The 14844-nt window shown below is 61.0% G+C and carries 9 protein-coding genes and 2 pseudogenes; 5 read left to right on the top strand and 6 right to left on the bottom strand.

Annotated elements, in window-relative coordinates; genetic code table 11:
* Positions 1 to 29: 29 nt before the first annotated feature.
* The 3 genes and pseudogenes from ACX80E_RS14575 (at position 30) to ACX80E_RS14585 (ending at position 3759) form a co-directional block, all read left to right on the top strand.
* Positions 30 to 311 carry a recombinase family protein gene (locus tag ACX80E_RS14575; protein ID WP_459302744.1) on the top strand — a complete coding sequence of 94 codons (282 nt, stop codon included), beginning with the start codon at positions 30 to 32 and terminating at the stop codon, positions 309 to 311.
* Positions 312 to 1059: 748 nt separating this feature from the next.
* A pseudogene (locus ACX80E_RS14580) lies at positions 1060 to 1196 on the top strand (IS110 family transposase); the annotation flags it as partial.
* Between the two features lie 1129 nt (positions 1197 to 2325).
* Complete coding sequence (locus ACX80E_RS14585) at positions 2326 to 3759, top strand: CHAP domain-containing protein (protein ID WP_459302745.1); 1434 nt, start codon at positions 2326 to 2328, stop codon at positions 3757 to 3759.
* 286 nt (positions 3760 to 4045) lie between these two features.
* On the opposite strand, the gene ACX80E_RS14590 is transcribed toward ACX80E_RS14585, so the two are convergent.
* The 4 genes from ACX80E_RS14590 to ACX80E_RS14605 all read right to left on the bottom strand — a co-directional run bounded on the left by ACX80E_RS14590 (position 4046) and on the right by ACX80E_RS14605 (position 7501).
* On the bottom strand, positions 4046 to 4246 hold the full coding sequence (locus ACX80E_RS14590; RefSeq protein WP_459302746.1) for an AsnC family protein: 201 nt from the start codon (positions 4244 to 4246) through the stop codon (positions 4046 to 4048).
* A gap of 86 nt (positions 4247 to 4332) precedes the next feature.
* Positions 4333 to 5244: a glutaminase gene (locus ACX80E_RS14595; protein ID WP_459302752.1), complete on the bottom strand. Its 912-nt coding sequence runs from the start codon at positions 5242 to 5244 to the stop codon at positions 4333 to 4335.
* Positions 5245 to 5339: 95 nt separating this feature from the next.
* Positions 5340 to 6080, bottom strand: a complete 741-nt coding sequence (locus tag ACX80E_RS14600; protein ID WP_459302747.1) for an amino acid ABC transporter ATP-binding protein — start codon at positions 6078 to 6080, stop codon at positions 5340 to 5342.
* Entirely contained in the window at positions 6077 to 7501 is a 1425-nt protein-coding gene (locus ACX80E_RS14605) for an amino acid ABC transporter substrate-binding protein/permease (RefSeq protein ID WP_459302748.1), read from the bottom strand. The genes ACX80E_RS14600 and ACX80E_RS14605 overlap by 4 nt, the downstream gene beginning before the upstream one ends.
* A gap of 305 nt (positions 7502 to 7806) precedes the next feature.
* Between ACX80E_RS14605 and ACX80E_RS14610 the strand changes: the two are divergent.
* Positions 7807 to 9122 (top strand): annotated as a pseudogene (locus tag ACX80E_RS14610) (sulfatase-like hydrolase/transferase).
* An 84-nt stretch (positions 9123 to 9206) separates the two neighbouring features.
* Here ACX80E_RS14610 and ACX80E_RS14615 read toward each other — a convergent pair.
* Together ACX80E_RS14615 and glnA are read right to left on the bottom strand one after the other, a co-directional pair.
* Positions 9207 to 12266 carry a bifunctional [glutamine synthetase] adenylyltransferase/[glutamine synthetase]-adenylyl-L-tyrosine phosphorylase gene (locus ACX80E_RS14615; RefSeq protein WP_459302749.1) on the bottom strand — a complete coding sequence of 1020 codons (3060 nt, stop codon included), beginning with the start codon at positions 12264 to 12266 and terminating at the stop codon, positions 9207 to 9209.
* Between the two features lie 8 nt (positions 12267 to 12274).
* A complete protein-coding gene (glnA, locus tag ACX80E_RS14620) occupies positions 12275 to 13615 on the bottom strand; it encodes a type I glutamate--ammonia ligase (protein ID WP_459302750.1) in 1341 nt (446 codons plus the stop codon).
* A 164-nt stretch (positions 13616 to 13779) separates the two neighbouring features.
* Here glnA and panB point away from each other — a divergent pair, with 164 nt between their 5' ends.
* Positions 13780 to 14685: a 3-methyl-2-oxobutanoate hydroxymethyltransferase gene (gene panB / locus ACX80E_RS14625; protein ID WP_459302751.1), complete on the top strand. Its 906-nt coding sequence runs from the start codon at positions 13780 to 13782 to the stop codon at positions 14683 to 14685.
* The last annotated feature ends 159 nt before the right edge of the window (positions 14686 to 14844 follow it).

Consider the following 14844-nt stretch of genomic DNA (forward strand, 5'->3'; position numbering starts at 1 on the left):
GCAGGGCTAGATTTCGGTACGGTGCAAGCATGGATGTTGGCTATGCGAGGGTATCGACCACGAAGCAGGATCTAGGGCGCCAGCTGACCGCGCTAGAGGCCGTAGGGATACCAGTGGGACAGATCCACGTGGATAAGAAGTCTGGGACCACCACGGCCCGCTCTGGGCTTACTGCGGCCTTGGCTCATGCTAGGGCCGGGCTTGGATCTGGGCCCGGTATCGTCGGAACCGGCGGCAAGGGTGCTTTAATGCGGTCCTGCATGAATGGGTGTTTCCACGTTCTAACGAGCCCCGAAGAATACATTAGCTAGTCCGTACCGGTCGAGTTTGGGACAAGGTCCACGTATCCAGGCCCCTCGTCATATCGGTATCCAACCGGGTAGGAAGAAAAGATCACCCCGTTAGCAGAGCGCCCACCAACTTCTTCAGGATATGACTGCGCTTCGTCTTGAGTGGCGAACACACCAAGAACAGTGTTGTGAGCAGATTCATCGTGCTGAACGATCCACACTTCAGAGGTCATACATTCACAGTACGTCCCCTTCTTGCTTGACGCCAGAACATCGCCGTGAAGTAGCGGGAAGGGGGCAGTCGGTGTCCTCACAATAATGGACATGAGGAGAATTTATGCGAAAGTTCGCTGCGGCCGTTGTGGTCGCCTTCATTTTTGGGTCTCTGACAATCTCATCGCCAGCAATGGCAGCCAGCTCCACGCCTGTGGCTCCAGATGCACCAATCGGCACTCCAGCATATGACGCATCGGCCCCACCTCCCGGGCCCAATGACCTGACATGGTCTCAGGTTGACGCAATTACGTCAGCACCCAGCTCCTACAAACAGCAGAGCCTCAACAACGCAAGCTCACGCGTAGCAGCCGGTGTTGGCTGTCATGTCGATACAGGCAACGTTTACAAGCGCTCCTCCGGCAGCGGATACCCTTGCTAATTAAAGGCCCGGCGCCGGCACTTTGGGACGCCTGTCATAACGTGGATGTGAGACTTTGCTGCCAATGGGTTGGCCGACTTTTGAATAGTTGCGACTTCAATGGGCGTGCTAAACATGATCACCAGCGACATTGACATCCTCCTCGGCCTAGACGTTGGAAAAACAGACCACTGCGCCTGCGCCGTCACCAGGGACGGGACGAAAGTCTGGAACAGAACTCGCCCAATGACGAAGCGAAGATCACCGAGGTTGGAATGTTCCGCATAGGGCGGTGGGGCCTTTCCCATGCGTGCCACACGGACTGACAGGTAGCCGAATCAGAATACTCTTGCATTGGGGTCCGTAATCGGTTCATCCAACAGTGCCTCGGATCCTCAGCAACGACCGATCGTTGATGTATGACGAGCTTGTGATGATCTGCCACTGGCTGGGACTAGCGCACCCCGACGTTGTCTCTGTGGCTATGGCTGTTGACCATAAACGCGAGAATGAAAGCAATGCCGACAAGGTAGGCCAGGTCTAGGTTTTTCGCTAGGCAGCGAGAATGTCCATTCTTCGAATAGCTTGTCGCTGAACAGCAGCCTGGAGCCGTAGTTGTGGGGTGTCAGGTCGCCGTTCTCGACAGCCCTAAGGATGGTTGTGAGGCTGACCATTTCGGCGGTTTCTTGTCCGTTGTGTGCGATCTCCTGTTTCATCAGAATGGCGCCATTTATACTCGGCGCGTGAGCATCGAGCTGCCACGACTAGCGACCCACCCAGGTCCCACCCCCTTGGCTGCATCGATATTCCTTCTGACCGCTGGAATTGGTGAGTCCTGGCCTCACCCGTCTGCTCGCTGTAGATATCGGAGAGACTGATGTTGGATTCCGAACCAAGGCCGGCATAGTGAGACACGAGCTTGCTGCTGCGGGGACTTACGACGGTGCCGGATCACAAGCGCGGATACAGCTGGGAGACGGATCAAATTCGGCATGCTATTCCTCTATGAATCTGTGAGATTTTCTGACCCCCCAAGTACGCGCGACCCTGGAGGAAACACCGCTGGTGAACGACAAGGGCGGGCTCCAGGCCGCAGCAGTATGATCGCCAGAGGTAAGAAGGGCCGGAACATTGCGTTCCGACCCCTCTTGTTCTGCCGCGTCGGCTGCGGCTGCTGCGCATTGTCCCCGGAACAGCGCTTAAGTTCACTCAAGGCGGGCCGAATCCGCGCGCTTGCTGTACCCTGTAGCACTGTAAGTTGTTTTTGCTGCACATCATCGAATCCGTTGTGAACGTTCACCGGGCGCTTCACACGAAATCGCATCGGCTTGTGAGTCGATCAGCCGTTGACCTACTGGGGGCCAACAGGGAACAGCAAAGGGCAGTGCCTTGCATAAAATAGTGTCACGTCGAACGATCCTTTCCCTGGCAGCAGTCTCAGGGGGCTTGGCATTCACAGGGCTTGCCGGTGCCCACGCCGAAACGGCCGTTCCGACACCGCCTCCCGGGCCCCACGTCAACGAGAATGCACTCAAGGCAGTACTTGAGGAATCGAGTGAGAGCTACATCCCCGGGACCACCGCCAAGATTGTACGTCCACTCGCGGCAGCGTCACTGTCCACAGTGGATGCGTTCGTTGCCAAGTGGACCAATATGTACGTCGACGCGGACGGTTACTACGGCGCACAGTGCTGGGACTTGTGGGAACAGTACTGCCGCAGCGTCATCGGCTGCTCCGGAATTTCCACCCAACACTCACCCAACCCGGGCTACGCATGCGGCTTGTGGGACGGCTATGCCACCAATGGAGCGGCAACTTTCTTCACCAAGATCGCAGCCGCCACCGCTCCAAAAAAGGGCGACGTGGCCATTTGGAAATACGGGCAGTACCCGAATTACCCGTACTCGCATGCCGCGATAGTTGTCGGCGACGCCGGCAACTACGTCAAGGTGCTATCGCAGAACTCAAGCCCGGCACTGCCCAACAATCCATTCCCCGGCATGTCCACAGGACCCTCGATCATACAAAACCTGACCAAGACTGGCCTGGCCGGATACTTTCGGCCCAGATCGCTACCCGGGGAGCAGCCTTCCATCGGGAAGCCAAGCATCAGTTCCCCAGCAGATGTGCTGGCCGTCGATACCGCCGGGGCGTTGTGGATCTACCCAGCCACAGGCAGTGGTGGCCTGGGCGCAAGAATCAAGCTGGTCGGCAATTTCTCGGGTATGGTCACCGGCTGGACTGTCGACTGGACCGGCAACGGCATCTTGGATCTGGTGATCAAGTGGAACGACGGACGCATCCGGCTGCACGCAGGCCTTGCACAGGGCGGCTTCGCTGCACCGCAAATTATTGGTACCGGCTGGACCACGATCGACATTGCCCCGGCCCGATGGCGGTCCACGGACAATCGTCCTGGCCTGATAGCGAAGCTCTCAAACGGTGACCTGCGCTACTACCCCAACGCAAGTGGTGGGACCATGAGCCAATGGCTGAAGATCGGCTCCGGCTGGAACGGCTTGGCCATCAATGCCCTGAACTTTAACGGGGATGCGCACGCGGACGTTATTGCCCAGGACCCGGCAGGGCTCTTGTGGCTCTATCCCGGAAAAGGAACCGGTGCTTTCGGCGCCAAGTCCAGGGTCGGGCACGGTTTCCGAAAGACTGGCCTGATTGCCGTCACAGGGTTCAAGGGCGCAGGCAGCAAGGGTCTGATCCTGCGGACCTCCCCCAGCACGTTGACCTATTACCCGCTCAGTGCCAGCGGAGCATTCCAAACACCGTTGCGGGTCAGCGACGGCTTCAGCAACCTGAGGCTGCTCAACTCCCAGTAGCTCCCAGTAGCTCCCACTGGCTGCCAGCGCAGGCCTGTCACCAGCACAGCAGGAGCAGGTGGGCCCACGGATCCGAGGGTTCCCTCGCGAGCTTGCTCGCGGCAGGAGGAGCAGGTGGGCCCACGGCTCCGAGGGTTCCCTCGCGAGCTTGCTCGCGGCAGCAGGAGCAGGTGGGCCCACGGCTCCGAGGGTTCCCTCGCGAGCTTGCTCGCGGCAGCAGGAGCAGGTGGGCCCACGGCTCCGAGGGTTCCCTCGCGAGCTTGCTCGCGGAGGGAGGAGCCGGGGACTAGCGTTTCCCGAACTTCTTGTGCACGGCCTGCTTGCTCACGCCCAAACACAGGGCTACGGCCTCCCACGACAAGCCAGCGGCTCGGGCCCGGGCCACCATCTCGGACTCAGTACGGGCCAGCTCCTTGCGGTACGCCGCTACGGCGCACAGAGCCTCGGCTGGACCCATCCCGTCCATGTTTCCCAGCAGTGTTTTCATGACCAACCCCTCTCGATGTCAACTTTAGTTGACGTCGAATTTCGTGTCAACGACAACCAGCATCGCCGCCCCGAGGGCCCATGCGTCTAAAAGATGGACCAGCCGGTCTTGGCCGTAAACTCATCCAGAGCTGCCATGCCCGCCACCGAGTTGCCGTTGGGGCCCAGCGCGGGACCCCAGACGGTGACGGTGCAGCGGCCCGGCACAACAGCGACGATACCCCCACCCACCCCGCTCTTGGCAGGCAGTCCAACACGGTAGGCGAACTCCCCCGCGGCGTCGTAGGTGCCACAAGTCAGCATGACGGCGTTGACGCGTTTGCTTTGGCTCGGCTGCAGGAACGGGCTGCCCCCGGCTGCGACGCCGTCGCGGGCCAGAAATAGCGCCCCCTTGGCGAGGTCTTCACAACTCAGCTCCAGGGCACATTGCTCGAAATAGTTGGCAAGGACGTCATCAACAGGGTTTTCAAGGTTGCCGTAGCTGGCTAACAGGTGTGCCATGGCGGCGTTGCGGTGCCCGTGGTCCGCCTCCGAGGCGGCCACCGCCGCATCCACATCAATGCTGGGGTTCCCGGACTCCTGACGCAACAGCCCACGCACAGCCCCGGCCGCATCCCCTGTCAGCGTCAGCAGCCTATCCGTGACCACCAAGGCGCCGGCATTGATGAACGGGTTGCGGGGTATGCCACGGTCGGCCTCTAGCTGGATCATCGAGTTGAAGGGTGTTCCCGAGGGTTCCCGGAAGACTCGTCGCCAGATGGAGTCATAGTCGTATGACATCACCAGGGCCAGCGAGAAGACCTTGGAAATACTCTGGATCGAGAACGGCTTACGCCAGTCCCCCGCACCGTAGACGGAACCGTCGGCCGTGGCCACACACATGCCAAAGTTTTCCGCGGAAACACTGCCAAGACTGGGAATGTACGAGGCAACCGAACCTTGGCGACACAGCGGCGCAACGTGGTCGACAATTTCTTCAAGGATGCCCTGCAGGTCCATCACGTACACTCCAAACAGTTGGGCCGGCGTCGGCCAGCAAGAAACTTAAACTAAAGGGGTGGCCAGCCATAAGGCCGGCCACCCCTCACAGCGTGCTAGAGGACTTTTGCCAGGAATTCCTGCAAACGCGGCTGCTGCGCACTGCTGAAGATGGCCTCGGGCGTGCCTTCTTCGCAAATGTACCCCGCATCCATGAAGATGACACGGTCGGCAACTTCGCGGGCAAAGCCCATCTCGTGAGTCACCACAACCATGGTCATGCCCTCGGCGGCGAGGTCGCGGATCACCTGAAGCACCTCGCCCACCATTTCGGGGTCAAGGGCACTGGTGGCCTCATCGAAGAGCATGATGCCGGGGTTCATGGCCAGCGCGCGGGCAATTGCCACACGCTGCTTCTGACCGCCCGAGAGCGACGCCGGACGGGCATCAGCCTTCTCGGCCAGCCCCACCCGCCGCAACAGTTCCATGGCCTTCTCGCGGGCTCCGGCCTTGTCCAGCTTCTTCAGCTCTACCGGTGCGAGCATGATGTTTTGGATGACGGTCATGTGCGGGAACAAGTTGAAGTGCTGGAACACCATGCCAATGTTTTGGCGAACGGTGTTCAAATCGACTTTGGGGTCCGTCAAGTCATAGTCGTTGACGGTGACCGTGCCGGCAGTAATGTCTTCAAGCTTGTTCAAGCAGCGCAGGAACGTGGACTTTCCCGAACCTGAGGGGCCAATAACGCACACCACCTCACCCTCGGCAACATCAACGTCCAGGCCCTTGAGTACTTCGTTGGAGCCAAATGACTTCTTCAGCCCGCGGACACTGATCTTCGCGTTGGTCGCGCTCATTTGTTGAACTTCCTGTCCAGGACGTTGGAAAGCTGGGTCAAGAGGGTGATCACAATGAAGTACATGGCAGCCACAATCAGCAAGGTTTCACCAGTACGGAAGTTGGACGCGTAGATTTGCTGGCCCTGGTAGGTTAGCTCCGCGAATCCAATGACCGCCAGCAAGGAGGTGTCCTTCAAGGTGATGACGAACTGGTTGATGAACGACGGCGTCATGATCTTCACGGCCTGCGGCACAACGACCCGGCGCATGGAGGTGACGTAACCCAAGCCCAGGCTGCGGCTCGCTTCCAACTGGCCAGAATCCACCGACTGGATGCCGCCACGGACAATCTCTGTCATGTAGGCACCGGCGTTCAGGCTCAAGGTAAGGACGCCGGCCGTCAGCACGTCGATGGGCTGGCCCGTCATCTGCGGTAGACCAAAGTAGAAGAAGAACGCCTGAACCAGCAACGGTGTGCCACGGAAAATGGCCACATAAGTGGTGGCAATGCCGCGCAGAATCTTGCTTTCGGAGACCTTGCAGAAGCCAAGGAGGACACCCAAAACGAGGGCGATGGCCAGTGAAAGCACTGTGGCGACGATGGTCAGCCACAGGCCCTTCATGAGCGCAGGGAAGCTGTCCTTGACGAGTTCGAAGAAGCCGCCCTGTTCGGTGGACTCGGCCTTGGCCAGGTACTTGTCAAGAATTTGGTCGTATTCGCCGCTGGCCTTGAGGTTCGCCAGACCAGTATCAAAAGCGCTCAGGAGTTCCGCATTGGCACCCTTGTTGACGGCAAAGCCGTAGGAGCTGCCCTGCTCCTTCTCGGTGACAATCTTCAGGCCGTTGTTTTGGCCAACGCCGTAAGCAAGCACCGGGTAGTCGTCAAAGACGGCCACAGAATTGCCGGCCTTGACGTCGTCGTACATGGTTGCCGAATCAGCAAGAGCCTTGACGGTGAAGCCGTACTGGTCCTTGATGGAGTTGGCAAACGTTTCACCCTCGCTGCCGCGCTTGGCGGTGACGGTCTTGCCGGACAGTTCAGCGTAGGACTTGATGTCCTGGTCGTTCTTGGCAACAGCCATTTGCACGCCGGAGTCAAAGTACGGGGCGGAGAAATCAAAGATCTTCTTGCGCTCGTCCGTGATGGACATGCCAGCAATGACACCGGCCACCTGGTTGGACTGCAATGCCTGCAACGCAGCATCAAAGCCGAGGGATTTGATGTCCACCTCGAAGCCCTGATCCTTGGCAATGGCACGGATCAGGTCCATGTCAATGCCTACCAGCTCACCACTGCCATCACGGAACTCAAACGGTGCAAAAGTGGTGTCGGTGGCAATCGAAAACGTCTTACCCTTGACGTCGGCGCTCTGGACACCCGCGGAGACGGACGTTGCCGGGGCGCCCAACGCCGACGCGCCGCCGATCCCAAAGAACATGATGACAACAGTAAAAAAGGCGGCGAGAGCGGCAAATGAGCCGCCTCTACGCCGCCGTATGGGTCGTAGCTTTCGCATTAATTTTCCCTCACAACGGTTCTTCGCCCCTGCTGGGCCGAATCAAGTACCCCTCGACGTTACAGCCTTTAGCCAGTTCATGCGAGACGAAGGCCATAGTCTGGGCCATTTACACCCACGTTTGTGCCCGCTAGATCCAATTATCAGCACGAGCACTTCGAGTCATGTGGATGTGGTTTGGATAACACTAGGCCCCGCCCGCCCTGACGTGCCAGAGCAGGAAGCCCATGAATAAGCCCAATGTGATCTTGATCTGTGTCGATGAGTGGCGCGGTGACTGTCTGGCGGCTGAGGGCCATCCGTTTGTTCAAACGCCGCACCTGGATGAGCTCGCAAGCAAGGGCAGCCGGTTCCGACGCGCCTATTCCGCCACCCCCACCTGCGTCCCGGCCCGGTGGCATTGTTTACTGGCCAGTCCCAGGAACGTCACGGCCGGGTGGGTTATCAAGAGGACGTGAGGTTCGACGACGTCCATCCCGTCACGCTGGCGGGCGAGTTCGGCAGGGCCGGCTACCAGACCCAGGCCATTGGCAAACTGCACGTGTACCCGGAGCGCAACCGTGTTGGCTTTGACGAGGTAATCCTGCATGACGGATTCCTGCACTGTGCCCGCAAGGAACACCGCCGGGACTTTACGTTTTTTGACGGCTACGTGCCGCGGCTGCGCCGCCAACCTGGGGTCAAGGCCGACGAAGAGTACTTTGAGCATGGGGCCGGCTGCAATTCCACCGTGGCCAGGCCGTGGGACAAGGCCGAGCGCCCACACCCCACCGCATGGACGGGCACCAATGGCAACCACCAGCTGGCCTTCGGCACGCTGCCCGAAGCTGTGACCCACAGGGCCAGGGCGGGATACTACGGGCTCATGACACAGATCGACATGCTGCTCATGCGTGTTTTTGAAGGTCTGAATGAGTTTGTCCTGGCCGATGACACCATCATTGCCTTCACCTCCGATCACGGTGAAATGCTCGGTGACCACGATTTTTACCGCACGGCCGTGGGCTATGAGGGTTCCGCGCGGGTGCCCTTCATTGTGACTCCCGCACCCAACGATCCGGCCGCGAAGCGTGGCGCCGCGGTGGATGAGGTGGTTGAGCTGCGCGACATCATGCCCACCCTGCTGGAGTTGGCAGGCGTTCCGGTCCCGGAGACGTGTGATGGAAGATCACTGGCACGCTTTGTGTGCGAATCCCCCGCCAGCGCAGATGAGCCTGAACCATGGCGTGAGTGGCTACACGGAGAGCACGTGTACTTTGGTCAGTCGCTGCAGTGGGTCACGGACGGCCACATCAAGTACTTGTGGGCATCCGGTTGGGGCACGGAGGAGCTTTTTGACCTCGACACCGACCCCGCGGAGTTGCACAACCTTGCGCCGCTGCCCGAGTACGCAGAGTTGTTGGCATTGTGGAAGGGCCGGCTCACAGCCGATCTCACCGGACGTGAGGAAGGTTTTGTGCGCGACGGCGAACTCTTTAAAGGCGCCCCCCGTTGTCACCATGCTCGCCCACGCCCGCGCCCTGGTGAAGTCCTGACGCCCTGAGGGACTCGTCGCGGCTGTTGGACTTGGGCGGGCCTCGTGGCTGGGCCCGCCGGGCGCGGGCTCGGCCACGAGGTGAAGGACTGCCTAGCCGTAGAAGAGGCGTTCAAAAACTGCGCGGGTGCGCCTGGTCAACCCCAGATAGTCTTCCTCAAACGCTGCCGCGTGGCCCGGTTCATATCCGCACCAGCGGGCCACCGCCTCCAAGTCACGCCGGGCCAGCGGCAACAGGTCCGAGCTCTTTCCCGTCCACATGACGTTGGCATTGCGGACTCGTCCCGCCAACCGCCAGGCCGCCTCCAGAAGTGCTGCGTCGGCATCGTCCACCAGCCCCAGCGCGTTGGCCGCATGGAGTGCCGGCAGCGTGTTGGTGGTGCGCAGGGACGCATGCTCATGGGCGTGTTGCAACTGCCACAGCTGAACAAGCCATTCAACATCGCTCAGTCCTCCGCGACCCAGCTTCACGTGCCTGGCCGGATCGGCGCCGCGCGGTAGCCGCTCAGATTCCATCCTGGCCTTGATGCGTTTGATCTCGCGCAGGTCTGCTTCGCCCAGCTCCGGCGGGTATCGGATGGGATCGGCCATGGAAATGAAGGCCCGGCCCAGATCATCCGAACCCGCCATGGGCCTTGCCCGCAAAAGCGCCTGCGCCTCCCAGGCCGAGGACCAGCGAGTGTAGTACTCCTGGTAGGCCGCCAAGGAGCGAACCAAGGGCCCGTTGCGTCCCTCGGGGCGCAGATCGGCGTCTACCTGCAACACCCGCTCGGCCTGAATGGCGGGACGGACGGGAGCCGTCAGCAGCGCAGTCATCTTCTGCACAATCGCCTTGGCCTGCCCGTTGGCATCCGCCTCCTGGTCCGGGGTCAGACCCGGAACTGGACGGTGCACAAATAGCACGTCAGCGTCGGAGCCGTAGCCAATCTCGCGCCCGCCCTGACGCCCCATGGCCACCACTAGAACCTGCGTGAGCACCCCGGAAGACGCATAGACGGATGCTTCGGCGACCATGAGCGCACCCAGCACGGCGGCCCTGTCGGCGTCGCTGAGCGCCTCCGCGACAGCGTCTTGACTCAGCAGGGCGCAACTGTCCGCGATGGCAATACGGAGAATCTCGCGTTGCCGGATGAGGCGGATGAGCCGGATGGCGTCGGTGGATTCGGTGTGGCGGGAGATGGTTGACTGAATCTCGCCCCACTGCGCCTCAAAACTCTGCGGCACCAGTTCCTTGTCGTTGCCCAACCAGGCTGTAGCCTCCGGGGAGACTTCCAACAAGTCGCTCACCAGTCGTGAGCTGGACAGCAGGTGACAGAGGCGTTCACCAGCAGCCTGATGGTCGCGCAACATCCCCAAATACCAGTGCGAGGTGCCCAGTGCGTCGCTGACACGGCGGAAGGCGAGGAGTCCGGCGTCGGGATCCACTCCGTCGGCCAACCAACCCAGCAATACGGGCAGCAACTGGCGCTGCAGGGAGGCGCGGCGGCTGACGCCAGCGGTGAGCGCCGCAATGTGCCGTGCCGCGCCGGCAGCGTCCCTGTAGCCCAGGGCTGCCAGCCGGGCCTTGGCCGCATCCGTGGTCAGGACGGCGTCTTCAACACTGAGATTGGACACAGTGGCCAAAATGGGGTGGTAAAAGATTCGCTCGTGCAGGGAACTCACGGAACGTTTCACCTTGGCCCACTGCACCAACAAGGAGTCGGCGCCTGGCCGTTTAAGACTCAACGGGCCAGCCGCAGCCCGCGCCAGGGCCCGCAACTGCTCCTGCGCGGTGGGCATGAGGTGGGTGCGGCGCATCTGCATCAATTGAATGCGGTGCTCCAAAACGCGCAAATACGTGTAGTTTTCAAGCAAATGGGCGGCGTCGGTGCGGCCAATGTAGCCGGCATGAGTCAGCGCCTCAATGGCGGCCGTGGTGGCCCGGACCCGGATGCCAGGATCGGCCCTGCCATGCACAAGTTGCAGGAGCTGAACTGTAAACTCAACGTCCCGCAAGCCGCCCTTACCCAGTTTGATCTGGCGGCCGGCCTCGGCATCAGGAATATTCGCTGTGACGCGCCGGCGCATGGACTGGACCGATTCAACAAACCCCTCGCGCTCCGAGGAGGCCCAGATCAGCGGCGACACCGCCTGTTCGAATTCTTGCCCCAGGGCCTGGTCCCCGGCAATGGCCCGGGCTTTGAGCAGGGCCTGGAACTCCCAGCTTTGAGCCCAACGCTGGTAGTACGCCAAGAACGAGTCCAAGGTCCGCACCAGCGGGCCGTCCTTGCCCTCGGGACGCAGATTGGCGTCGACTTCCCACAGGCCCGGCTCGCGTTCGGGCGCATAGATGATCCGTGACACAGCAACTGCCATGGCGTTGCCCACAGTGATTGCCTGCGCCTCATCGACGCTATCGGTCTCCTCGGCAGAGTCGGTGACGCCAATGACGTACATAACGTCGACGTCGGAAATGTAGTTCAATTCCCGCGCCCCACACTTGCCCATGCCCACGATGGACAGCCGTACCCGGGCCACCAACTCATCCCCCAGCGTGGCGCCAACCTCGCTCCGGGCAACGGCCAACGCAGCATCCAGGGCAGCAGCGGCCAGATCGGCCAGCTCCGCGCCCACCAGAGGCATGACTGCCTGCGGGGATGCGGCCGCCAAATCTCGCATAGCCAGTTCGCACAAATGCCTGCGGTACGCCGTCCGCAGTGCTATCCGCGCCGGCGTGCCCGTCAGGCGGGCTGTTGGCATGGGCGACGCCGGGTCAGCACCGACGGCGCGTAGCAGCGACGCCCGCAAAAGCGGCGCCGGAACTGTCACAAGTTCCGGGGAGGGCGCAGCATCCACCACATCAAGATGCTCCGGGTGCCTCATCAAGAAGTCCGCCATCGCCTCCGAGGCGCCCAACAGCCTAAACAACGGCTCATTGGAGACCCAAGCGCCGGTGGCCTGGTCCAAAACCCTGAGCTTGTCATAGCTCTCCGGGACCGCACTGAGCAATCTGACCAACGATTGCAAGGCCAGATCGGGGTTGTCGGCCACGGACAAGGAGTCCAGTAACTGTTTTTGGTCCAGGTCAGCTAGTTCGGCAAAACCCAAAAACCTCTCACATTTTTCGAGATCGGAGAAGCCGCGGGAGATGAGCGTGCGAGTGAGCGAACTCATAGCAGGGTTTAGAGCACCCCTAGGTAACGGTTGATCTCATATGGGGTGACTTGGAGCCTGTAGTCCTGCCATTCGGCCCGCTTGTTGCGCAGGAAGTGCTCAAAGACTTGCTCGCCCAGGATCTGCGGCATGAGTTCGGACTCTTCCATTTGGCGCACGGCGTCGTGCAGGCTTGACGGCAGCGGGTCGTGGCCCAACGCGCGGCGTTCGGCACTGCTGAGGGCACCAATGTCTTCTCCGGCGGCCGGGGGCAGTTCATAGCCTTCTTCAATGCCCTTCAGCCCGGCCCCGAGCAGCACAGCGTAGGCCAGGTACGGGTTGGCTGCTGAGTCGATGCCACGGTATTCAAGGCGTGAGGCCTGGCCCTTGCCCGGCTTGTACAACGGCACGCGCATCAGGGCGGATCGGTTGTTATGGCCCCAGGACAGGTAGCTGGGGGCTTCTCCCCCACCCCAGAGCCGCTTGTAGGAGTTGACGAACTGATTGGTGACGGCGGTGAATTCCGGGGCGTGCTTGAGGATGCCCGCCATGAACTGGCGCGCGGTCTTGGACAGCTGGAACTCGGCACCTGGTTCGTGGAAGGCGTTGGTGTCGCCTTCAAACAAGGAGAAATGCGTGTGCATGCCTGAGCCGGGATGGTCCGAGAACGGCTTGGGCATGAACGTGGCGTACGTGCCCTGCTGGATGGCCACTTCCCGGATCACTGTGCGGAAGGTCATGATGTTGTCGGCGGTTTGGAGCGCATCGGCGTAGCGCAAGTCAATCTCGTTCTGGCCGGGGCCGCCCTCGTGGTGGCTAAACTCAACCGAGATGCCCACATCTTCGAGCATAGTGACAGCAGTCCTGCGGAAGTCCTGTGCCACGCCTCCCGGGACGTGGTCATAGTAGCCGGCCTGATCGACGGGGATCGGGATGCCATCGGGGCCGGGCTTGTCCGACTTGAGCAGGTAAAACTCAATTTCCGGGTGCGTGTAGCAGGTGAAACCCATGTCCGCGGCCTTCGCCAGGGTCCGTTTGAGCACGTTGCGCGGGTCAGCCGCTGAGGGTTCGCCGTCGGGCGTCAAAATGTCGCAAAACATGCGTGAGGTTTGCTCGGTGGCGCCACGCCACGGCAGGATCTGGAACGTGGACGGATCGGGCTGGGCCAACATGTCCGATTCGAAAACTCGGGCCAGGCCTTCAATGGCTGAGCCGTCAAAGCCCAACCCCTCCTCAAAAGCGCCTTCCACCTCGGCCGGGGCAAGGGCCACCGATTTCAGGCTACCCACCACGTCGGTAAACCACAGGCGCACAAACCGTACGTCGCGCTCTTCGATGGTGCGCAACACAAACTCCTGCTGACGGTCCACGTGCGTGCCTCTTTCCCTTTAGAACTCTCCGTCACCGCCCACCGGGAATCCGGCCCGCAGCGAACGGGTTAGCGGGCACGTATGTTGCCCGCAGTGCATACTCTACTAAGGACTGCGTCCCTGTTTGCTCAATTGGGGCCCCGACTCGTAATAAGCTGGTTGCCATGGCACCCACAAGTACTCCTGATTCGTCCGTGTCCGCAGAGCTGGCGGCTCCCTATGGCTCCGGCGCCAAGGACTCAACCACGTCCCCGGCTGCGGGAATCCCGGCAACCATTACCAAAGTGCGCACGCACCACCTGCAGGCGGCCAAGCTTGCCGGCCAAAAGTTCGCCATGTTGACGGCCTACGACCAGTACACGGCCCAGATTTTTGACGAGGCCGGGATTGAGGTGCTGCTGGTGGGGGATTCAGCCTCCAACAACGTCTTGGGCAACGAGACGTCCCTGCCCATCACCTTGGATGAGATGATCATCTTCTCCCGCGCCGTGACAGCCGGTGCCAAGCGCGCCCTGGTGGTGGCGGACCTACCCTTTGGCAGCTACGAACAATCGCCCGAACAAGCCATCGCCTCCTCCGTGCGGCTGATGAAGGAGGGCCTGGTGCACGCGGTCAAGATGGAAGGCGGGGCGTACTACGCCTCCACTGTCCGGGCCCTGACACAGGCAGGCATCCCCGTCATGGCGCACATCGGCTTCACCCCGCAAAGTGAGCACATGCTCGGCGGCTACCGGGTCCAGGGTCGAGGGGACGCAGCCCAGTCCATGGTCGACGACGCCGTTGCCTTGACTGAGGCTGGCGTGTTCGCCGTGCTGATGGAAATGGTGCCGGCCACCACCGCCCTTGCCGTTGAGGCTGCCGTTGCCGTTCCGACGGTGGGGATCGGCGCTGGAAACTGCACCACCGGGCAGGTTTTGGTGTGGCAGGACATGGCCGGTTTGCGTACGGGCAAGATGGCCAAGTTCGTCAAGCAGTACGCCCAGATGAGCACCATCTTGTCCGACGCCGCTAAAGAGTATGCGCAGGAAGTCAGAACAGGTGTGTTCCCGGGCCCGGAACACACCTTCTAAAGAAATCTGTGTAGCAGATATTGGACGGAATCACCGCCGGAAAGCGCTTGGCGAGTTACAGGGATCGTTGCAACACTCCATACCTTTTGGAGTTGCGATACCGATGGAGTCTTCATCAATTAATGAAGCTTTTTTAGAGAAAATGTCATCACCGGAAGA

Source organism: Arthrobacter sp. TMN-49, assembly GCF_054511095.1.

Bases quoted from the DNA above. Each gene is read 5' to 3' on its own strand.
- ACX80E_RS14575 (WP_459302744.1), top strand. From the start codon at position 30: ATGGATGTTGGCTATGCGAGGGTATCGACCACGAAGCAGGATCTAGGG.
- ACX80E_RS14590 (WP_459302746.1), bottom strand. From the start codon at position 4,246: ATGAAAACACTGCTGGGAAACATGGACGGGATGGGTCCAGCCGAGGCT.
- ACX80E_RS14595 (WP_459302752.1), bottom strand. From the start codon at position 5,244: ATGGACCTGCAGGGCATCCTTGAAGAAATTGTCGACCACGTTGCGCCG.
- ACX80E_RS14600 (WP_459302747.1), bottom strand. From the start codon at position 6,080: ATGAGCGCGACCAACGCGAAGATCAGTGTCCGCGGGCTGAAGAAGTCA.
- ACX80E_RS14605 (WP_459302748.1), bottom strand. From the start codon at position 7,501: ATGTTCTTTGGGATCGGCGGCGCGTCGGCGTTGGGCGCCCCGGCAACG.
- ACX80E_RS14615 (WP_459302749.1), bottom strand. From the start codon at position 12,266: ATGAGTTCGCTCACTCGCACGCTCATCTCCCGCGGCTTCTCCGATCTC.
- panB (WP_459302751.1), top strand. From the start codon at position 13,780: ATGGCACCCACAAGTACTCCTGATTCGTCCGTGTCCGCAGAGCTGGCG.